At 63.5% G+C, this 7272-nt stretch carries 6 protein-coding genes; 1 reads left to right on the top strand and 5 read right to left on the bottom strand.

Annotated elements, in window-relative coordinates:
* Window positions 1-8: 8 nt before the first annotated feature.
* Window positions 9-1331: an Hsp70 family protein gene (locus H7225_RS01210; RefSeq protein WP_290658780.1), complete on the bottom strand. Its 1323-nt coding sequence runs from the start codon at window positions 1329-1331 to the stop codon at window positions 9-11.
* Window positions 1332-1532: 201 nt separating this feature from the next.
* Between H7225_RS01210 and H7225_RS01215 the strand changes: the two genes are divergently transcribed.
* A complete protein-coding gene (locus H7225_RS01215; RefSeq protein ID WP_290658781.1) occupies window positions 1533-3098 on the top strand; it encodes an NAD(P)/FAD-dependent oxidoreductase in 1566 nt (521 codons plus the stop codon).
* A 7-nt stretch (window positions 3099-3105) separates the two neighbouring features.
* On the opposite strand, the gene H7225_RS01220 is transcribed toward H7225_RS01215, so the two are convergent.
* From H7225_RS01220 to H7225_RS01235, 4 genes are all read right to left on the bottom strand, one after another.
* On the bottom strand, window positions 3106-4230 hold the full coding sequence (locus H7225_RS01220) for a carotenoid 1,2-hydratase (protein WP_290658782.1): 1125 nt from the start codon (window positions 4228-4230) through the stop codon (window positions 3106-3108).
* A gap of 68 nt (window positions 4231-4298) precedes the next feature.
* Window positions 4299-4763, bottom strand: a complete 465-nt coding sequence (locus tag H7225_RS01225; protein ID WP_290658784.1) for a type II toxin-antitoxin system death-on-curing family toxin — start codon at window positions 4761-4763, stop codon at window positions 4299-4301.
* Window positions 4764-4768: 5 nt separating this feature from the next.
* Window positions 4769-5791: a DNA-binding protein gene (locus H7225_RS01230; protein ID WP_290658785.1), complete on the bottom strand. Its 1023-nt coding sequence runs from the start codon at window positions 5789-5791 to the stop codon at window positions 4769-4771.
* 138 nt (window positions 5792-5929) lie between these two features.
* Window positions 5930-7272, bottom strand: a 1343-nt coding sequence (locus tag H7225_RS01235) for an ABC transporter permease (protein WP_290658786.1), incomplete at its 5' end; no start/stop codon positions are given.

The raw sequence follows: 7272 nt of genomic DNA on the forward strand, positions 1-7272 counted from the left end.
CCACCGCATCATTTGCCGAACAAGCGCCCGGCGTGCAAGCCCAGGCCGGTGACCACCGAGGCGAGGCGGTCGCCACGCACCGCGCGGGTTTGGGGGAAGGCCGCTTCCAGCTGGTCGGTCAGCAGCTTCAACCCCGTTGAGCCGCCCGTGAAATACAGGGCATGGATGTCCGAAGGCTGCAGGCCGGCCATGCGCACGGTGTCCAACGCGCAGGCGGTGATGCGGGCCAGGTCTTCGCGGAAGGCCTGCTCGGCTTGCGCTTCCTTCAAAGGGGCGTGCAGGCCAGCTTCAATGACGGACAGGTCGATGTCGAAATCACCACCGGCCGCCACGGCGATCTTGGCGGCTTCGGCGCTGCCCACCAGGGCATGGCCCAGGCGGTCGTTCACCACCTTCATCAGGCGCTTGAACTGGGTCGGGTCGGCGTAGAAGCCGTTCATGCTTTTCAGCTCGGCCACGCGCGGGGCCTGGTAGACGTTGTTGATCAAATGCCAGGTGGCCAGGTCGAAATAGACGCGGCTGGGGATGGGGCGCGGGGGCTGGCCGCCGATGCTGGGGCCCATGCCGCCGTGGCCCAGGGGCGGCATCACGCACGACAGGGACACGCGGCGGTCGAAGTCGGTGCCCGCCACGTGCACGCCGTGGTTGGCCAGGATGTCGCTGCGCCGGTCGAGCAGGGCGGCGCGCTGCGGCCCCACGCGCACTACCGAGAAGTCGGAGGTGCCGCCGCCGATGTCGGCCACCAGGGCGAGCTCTTCGCGCGTGGCCTGCTGCTCGTAGTCAAACGCGGCCGCGATGGGCTCGTACTGGAAGGCGACGTCCTTGAAGCCCACGGCGTGCGCAGCGGCGGCCAGCGAGGCCTGTGCTTGCGCGTCGCGCTCAGGGTCGTCGTCCACAAAAAACACGGGGCGGCCCAGCACCACATGGCTGAGCACCTGGCCGCTGGCCCGTTCGGCGCGGCTGCGCAGGTGGTGCAGGTAGCCGGTGATGATGTCGATGTACTTGACGCCAAAGCCGTGGCCCAGGTCGGTGGTTTGCTCCACCAGCGGGCTGCCCAGGATGCTCTTCATGGAGCGCATCAGGCGGCCTTCGTAGCCTTCGATGTAGGCCTGCACGGCGGCGCGGCCGAAGGTGCGGGGCAGCTCGGCGCCGGGGCGGCCGGTGGCCTTCTCAAAACCGGTGGGCAGGTCGTCCCCATCGGTGCAGTAAAAAACCGCCGTGGGCATGGTGGTGCTGTCGCCCTCCAGCGGCACCAGGCGCATGCCCTGGTCAGCGGGAATGGCGATGGCCGAATTGGAGGTGCCGAAGTCGATGGCGCAATAACTACTCAAGGGGCGGGCTCTCTGGCGGGGCGGACGGGGCGCACACTGTATCAGTGACGACCCCCAGCATAGCCCAGTCAAGGCTGGGGGTGGCGGGCACCCAGACACGGGGGGTCATTTGATCTGCGTCAAGAGACGGCACTGTGAGGGGTTTGCCGCGGACACCTTGGCCGAAATAATCGTTTCGGAGACCCATCAACCAGGTGCCGCATGACTTCACAGAACACGACCATTTCTTCATCCCCCCGCCCCTGCCAAGTTGAAGTGGCGATTGCCGGTGTCGGCTTTGGCGGCTTGTGCATGGCGGTCAAGCTCAAGCTGGCCGGCATCGACGACTTCGTGATCCTGGAAAAAGCCAGCGAGGTGGGCGGCGCCTGGCGCGACAACACTTACCCCGGTGCCGAGTGCGACGTGCAGTCGCACATGTACTCGTACTCGTTCGAGACCAAGCCGGATTGGTCCAAACGCTACGCCCCCTGGGACGAGATCCAGCAGTACATCCTGGACGTGACCAAAAAGTACGGTATCCGCCCGCACATCCAGTTCAACCAGGAGGTGATCAGCGCGGTGTTCAATGAAGGCACGGGGCGCTGGGCCATCAAGACCTCGGGCGGCCAGACCATCAGCGCGCGCCATTGGGTGCTGGCTTCGGGCCCGCTGCACGTGCCGGCCTTCCCTGACATCAAGGGGCTGGACACCTTCAAGGGCAAAGTGATGCACTCGGCCCAGTGGGACCATGGCTACGACTTGCGCGGCAAGACCGTGGTGTCGCTGGGCAGTGGCGGCAGTGCCATCCAGTACGTGCCGGAGATCGCGCCCCTGGTCAAGAAGCTGCACGTGTTTCAGCGCACGCCGGCCTGGGTGATTCCGCGCGACACGCGCCAGTATTCCGAATTCCGCAAGAAGCTGTTCGCGGCCCTGCCCATCACGCGCACGCTGCACCGCTGGCGTTGTTACTGGACCAACGAGTCGCGCGTGTGGCCCATCTTCAACCCGTGGATGGCGCGCATTGGGGGCGCGGCGATCAAAAAGTTCATCTCATACCAGGTGAAAGACCCGGCCTTGGTCAAAAAGCTCACGCCCGACTACACCCTGGGCTGCAAGCGCATCCTCATCTCCAACAAGTGGTACCCCGCCTTCAACCGTCAGAACGTGGAGCTGGTGACCACCGGCATCCAGGAGATCCGCGAGCACAGCATCGTCACCCGGGATGGGGTGGAGCGGCCCATGGATTGCCTGATCCTGGGCACCGGCTTCATCGTGGACCCACGCATCTACATGAAGAATTTTGAGATGCGCGGCCGCCATGGGCACACCTTGCAAGAGGACTGGAAGACCAGCCCCACTTCGTACCTGGGCATCACCACGGCCCACTACCCCAACATGTACCAACTGGTGGGGCCACACACCGGCCTGGGCCACAACTCCATCATCTTCATGATCGAGGCGCAGGTGGATTACATCGTCAAATGCATCCAGCTGGTCAAGGCCAAGGGCGTGGACTACCTGGACGTGAAGCCAGCTGCCATGACGCGCTTTTTGAACGAGGTGACGCAGGCGCTCAAGGGCACGGTGTGGTCGTCGGGTTGCAAGAGCTGGTACCAGACCGCCGAGGGCATTAACTTTGCGATCTGGCCGAACTCGACCTGGAAGTATTGGTTGCAAACGCGCAGGATCAAGGAGTCGGACTATGAGTTCGTGAAGTGCGATGCCACGAACATCTCGAAGCCAGCAGAAGAAGGCCTGGACATGGTGATGGCGGCCGGGCGCCAGTGAGCGCTTGTCAAAGCACCATGGGGTTGGCGTAGCCCGTCATCTCCAGATAGCCGTCGCCGACCACGCGCTGGCTGGCGTCACGCAATTCGCTCAGGCCTTCCCAGTAGACGGTGCCGGTGCTTTGCTGGCCGGCCAGCTCTTGCGCGTCCAGCATGGCGCGCACGGTGAAGCGGCCGGCGGGCGTGGCTACCTGCCATTCGACCGGGTAGGTGGCGTGCGTGGCGGGGCTTTGCCAGGTGCGCCCGGGGCTGAAGCGCACCTCGTCGGGCTTGAAGATGCGGGCGGCCTGGCCAGGCGTGCGGAAGCTGCCACCGGCCCACAAGGTCGAGCCATCTTGGCGGCGCAGACGGAAGGCCATGAGCGCACTGCCATCGCGCAGGTTCATGCCGATCCAATCCCAACCCACGGCCTCGGGCGCGAGCAAGCCTTCGCTCCACTCGTGGTCCATCCAAGCCTGGCCGGTGACCGCTTGTGCCTTGCCGTGCAGGGTGACTTGGCCGGTGACCGCCAGTTGCGGTTGCGAGTAGTAGCGGCTGGCCTGGCTGGGCAGCGGGCCTTTGCGCGAATAGCCGGCCTGGCCTTGCACCAAGGGGGCTTGTGTGCTGCGCATGGCGAGCGCGAAGCCAAAGTCTTGCGCCTTGACTTGGGCTTGGTACAGGCTTGGCGAGCCGCTGCTGCCAGTGCGTTGCAGTGACCAGTCCTTCAGGTGCACGTGGGTGTCGTCCAGCGTGGCGCCAGCCAGTCCCAGGCCTTCGCGGGCGATGCGCTGGTCGTGCAGCAACTGGCGGCCGGCCACATCGGTGATGGCGGCGTGGGCCAGGATCAATTGCTTGGCCGCAAAGTGGCTGGGGTTGTCTTGGGCCGTGTCCACGCGGGATCGGAAGAAGGTGACCTGGAAGCCCAGCGTTTGCCGCTCGGCCGTCAGCAGGCGGCCCGTGATGTACCACCACTCGGTGCGGAACTCGGGGTGGGCGCCAAAGTTGCGCGGGAAGCGCAGGGCATCGCCTGGGCGGATTTCGGGCCGGGGCTGGGAAGACGGGGCGGCAGTAGCTCGTGGTGCAGCGACGGCGGGCCATGCAGTCAGGCTACCCAGCATCGCGAGCCATTGCCTTCGGTCGATCTTGCTGGTCATGTCCGTCCTCCTCCTTGAACCCACGATGTTCACTCCGGCGCTTAGGCTCCCAGCGCCAACTCCTTGATTCACGCGCCGCCCGGCTCACCGCGGGCATCACCGGCAAAAGCACACAGCAATTCCAGCTTGAGTTCATCCGAAAAGTCATCTTCCTCGATGAGTGAGACGATGATTTTTTGAAGCAAAGGTTTGTCGATCTTGCCCTCTGCGACCGCGACCACGATGTTCTCCATTTGAACGATAAATTGAGGCACGCAATAGTCGTAGCCATTCAGGGTTAAAAAATAGGCGCCCAAGGTCAGGCTTGATCTTTTGTTGCCGTCGTGAAACGCATGGAATTTGTTGATGCCAAATACCAAATGGGCCAGCTTCGCATCAACCGTGGGGTAATAGTCTTCGTTCTGAATGTGCTCCAAGACGCTTTCAAGGGGACCTCTGTCACGCATGCCTGGCAAACCACCGGTTTTCTCAATGATCCAGTCGTGCACATTGATGGCATGCTTGGCATCGAAGTAGAGCGTGAGGTCCGCCATGAGGTTCAGCGATCCTTCAGTCGCTTCAGGACGGCCAGGAGCCTAGGATCTGACAAGCGGTCTTCCAGGGCTTGGCTGCGCTCGCCTAAAAACCGCTCGAAATCGCCCTTGGGAACGGCCTGCAGATAGGCTTCCAATTTGTGATGCAACACATCCCTGAAGCCCATGTCGCGACTGGCCATGCGGGTTCTGGCATCCTCGATCGAGGGTTTGAGGTAGGGGCTGGCTGCCGCCTCTGCCAGTAACTGGTCAACTTCGCTTGGTTTGAGTTGCCTTCCCAACTGCTGTGCCTTCTGTTGGATATTCGATGCCAGGCCGCTCTCAAAGCTGGCCAGGGTTTTCAGTACTTCGGCATACATGGTCTCGCGCGTGCTGTCGCCATCGGCCAGACGCAGAACCTGCTTGTACTCCCTGGCATTTTCGCAAAACACGGCTTGGTAAATCTTGTCGGTGTAAACCGCATATTTGTGGTTGCCCATCTCCACGTGATCACGCAAGGCATTGGTGAACTGCTTGCGGTAGCTGTCCTCCATGAAGGCCGAAGGCAGGTAGTCTTGATCGCGCTGGTTGATGAAACGTGTTTGTCCCCCGACCCTTTCAGCCATCACGTCGATCACGATGTCCAGCATGCGACTGCGAATGGCCCTGGCCCGCTCACTTTCGGTCACCAACATGGCCAAGTTCAGCACTGCCCGGAAAGGAAACACGCCGAGCGACGGTGTTTTGGCGCCAATCAAGTCGACGACATGAATGTCGTCGACTTGAGTTAACTTCATGTTTTTTAAGGATTTTCCCTTGAGAATCTGGTAGCCACTCTGCTTAAGTTCGACTTCGTGACTGGCCAAATAGCGGTCGATCGTCCGCTCATCAATGTCCAGCAGTTCGGCGACTTGCGCCTTGAAAAGCACGAGTTCGCCACTGATGTGCAAACCACCCAAGGCGAGATGTGTTTCCAGCTTGCCCAGGGCATAGTGGTTGTTCAAGACATTGCTTCGAGCAACGGCTGAAGTGGTCAGATCCTTGGTCATCCAGTGACCTCTTCGATCATGCGAGGGAGAACAGGAATCGAACCAAGAACACCTGTATTCAAATGGGGCATCGGCGCAGCTTTTCTGATGTCGGCAATCACTGAGGGTGATCTTATCGGGTGAAGCGGTGAATCATCATCACCAATCTTCCTTCACCGCCATCACCGCATCGCGCCCGATGGCTTGCCGGCCCGCGATCAAGGCGGTCACGGTGCCGGCCAGCACCACCCCCAGGCACAGCAGGCCCAAACGATCCCAGGGCGCCAGCAGGTCCATGGTCCAGTGAAAGCTCTGCGGGTTGACCACCTCGACCAGCACCACGCTGACCGCCAGGCCCAAGCCCAAGCCCATCAGCGCGCCGATGCCGGTCAGCACCAGGCCCTCGCCACCGACGATGCCCAGCACTTGCCGGGGCGTGAAGCCCAGGTGGCTGAGCAGGCCGAACTCCTTACGGCGCGCCAGCACCTGCGCCGAGAAGCTGGCCGCCGTGCCGAACAGGCCGATGCCAATGGCCACGGCCTGCAGCCAATAGGTGACGGCAAAGCTGCGGTCAAAAATCCCCAAGGTGATTTCGCGGATCTGGCGTGGTTCGGCGAATTCGATCAGGCCACCGGCCAGACCACGTGCTTCGGCCGCGCGGCGGATGGCGCTTTGCACATCGGGCGTGCGTGCCTGCGGGGCCAGCCACAGGGCCAGGTCGTTGATGCCGAGATCACCGGTCAAGCGCTGGTAGTCGGCCTGGTCGATCACGATGGCGCCTTGCTGGCGGGCGTAGTCGCGCCACACACCGCGCACGAAGGCTTGAACAGCGGGTTGGCCCGCGCGCAAAGGCAGCGCCAAAGTGCGGCCGGAGGCGGCGCCATGCAGGTCCACCATCGCCTCGCTCACGTAGATCGACACCTGGCCTGGCTTGGCGGGCAGCAGGTCGCCCACCAGGGGCAGGCTGCGGTCTGCCTGGCCCACCGGGCGCGACAGCAAGGCCACGTCGCCGAGCGATGGGTTCAAGCTCAGCGAGGTCACGCGGATGCCGACGGCGCGCTGCACGCCGGGCACGTGTCGCACGTCGTCGAGCAGGCCGTGGCCCAGGTTCAAGGTGTCGCTGCCCGCGCCGCTGGTGGCGCGGGCATACAGGTCGGCGGGCAGGACCACGTCCAGCCAGGTGGTGACCGGGCCCCGGAAGCTGGCCACCATCACCGTCAAGGCGACCGACAGACTCAGGCTGGCCACCACGCCAGCGATGGCCACCGTGGCGGTGTGCCGCATGCGCCGTGCGCGCTCAAACGCCAGCAAGGGCGCGGGCCGGCGCGGCGTGGGCCACCAGTGCAGCAGCAAGCCCACCATGCCAGGCACGCAGGCGATGCCGCCCATCAACAGGCAGGCCACGCTGAGGTAGGCCCACAGCGGCACGCCCGCCACCGGTGGCAGCATGGCCAGCGCCACGCCCAGCAGCAACAGCACCGGGCCCAGCCAGGGCAGGCGCG

The organism is Aquabacterium sp. (genome assembly GCF_014378415.1).
Lineage (GTDB): Bacteria > Pseudomonadota > Gammaproteobacteria > Burkholderiales > Burkholderiaceae_C > Aquabacterium.

Coding starts and splice junctions, on each gene's coding strand:
- H7225_RS01215 (WP_290658781.1), top strand. CDS start 1,533: ATGACTTCACAGAACACGACCATTTCTTCATCCCCCCGCCCCTGCCAA.
- H7225_RS01220 (WP_290658782.1), bottom strand. CDS start 4,230: ATGACCAGCAAGATCGACCGAAGGCAATGGCTCGCGATGCTGGGTAGC.
- H7225_RS01225 (WP_290658784.1), bottom strand. CDS start 4,763: ATGGCGGACCTCACGCTCTACTTCGATGCCAAGCATGCCATCAATGTG.
- H7225_RS01230 (WP_290658785.1), bottom strand. CDS start 5,791: ATGACCAAGGATCTGACCACTTCAGCCGTTGCTCGAAGCAATGTCTTG.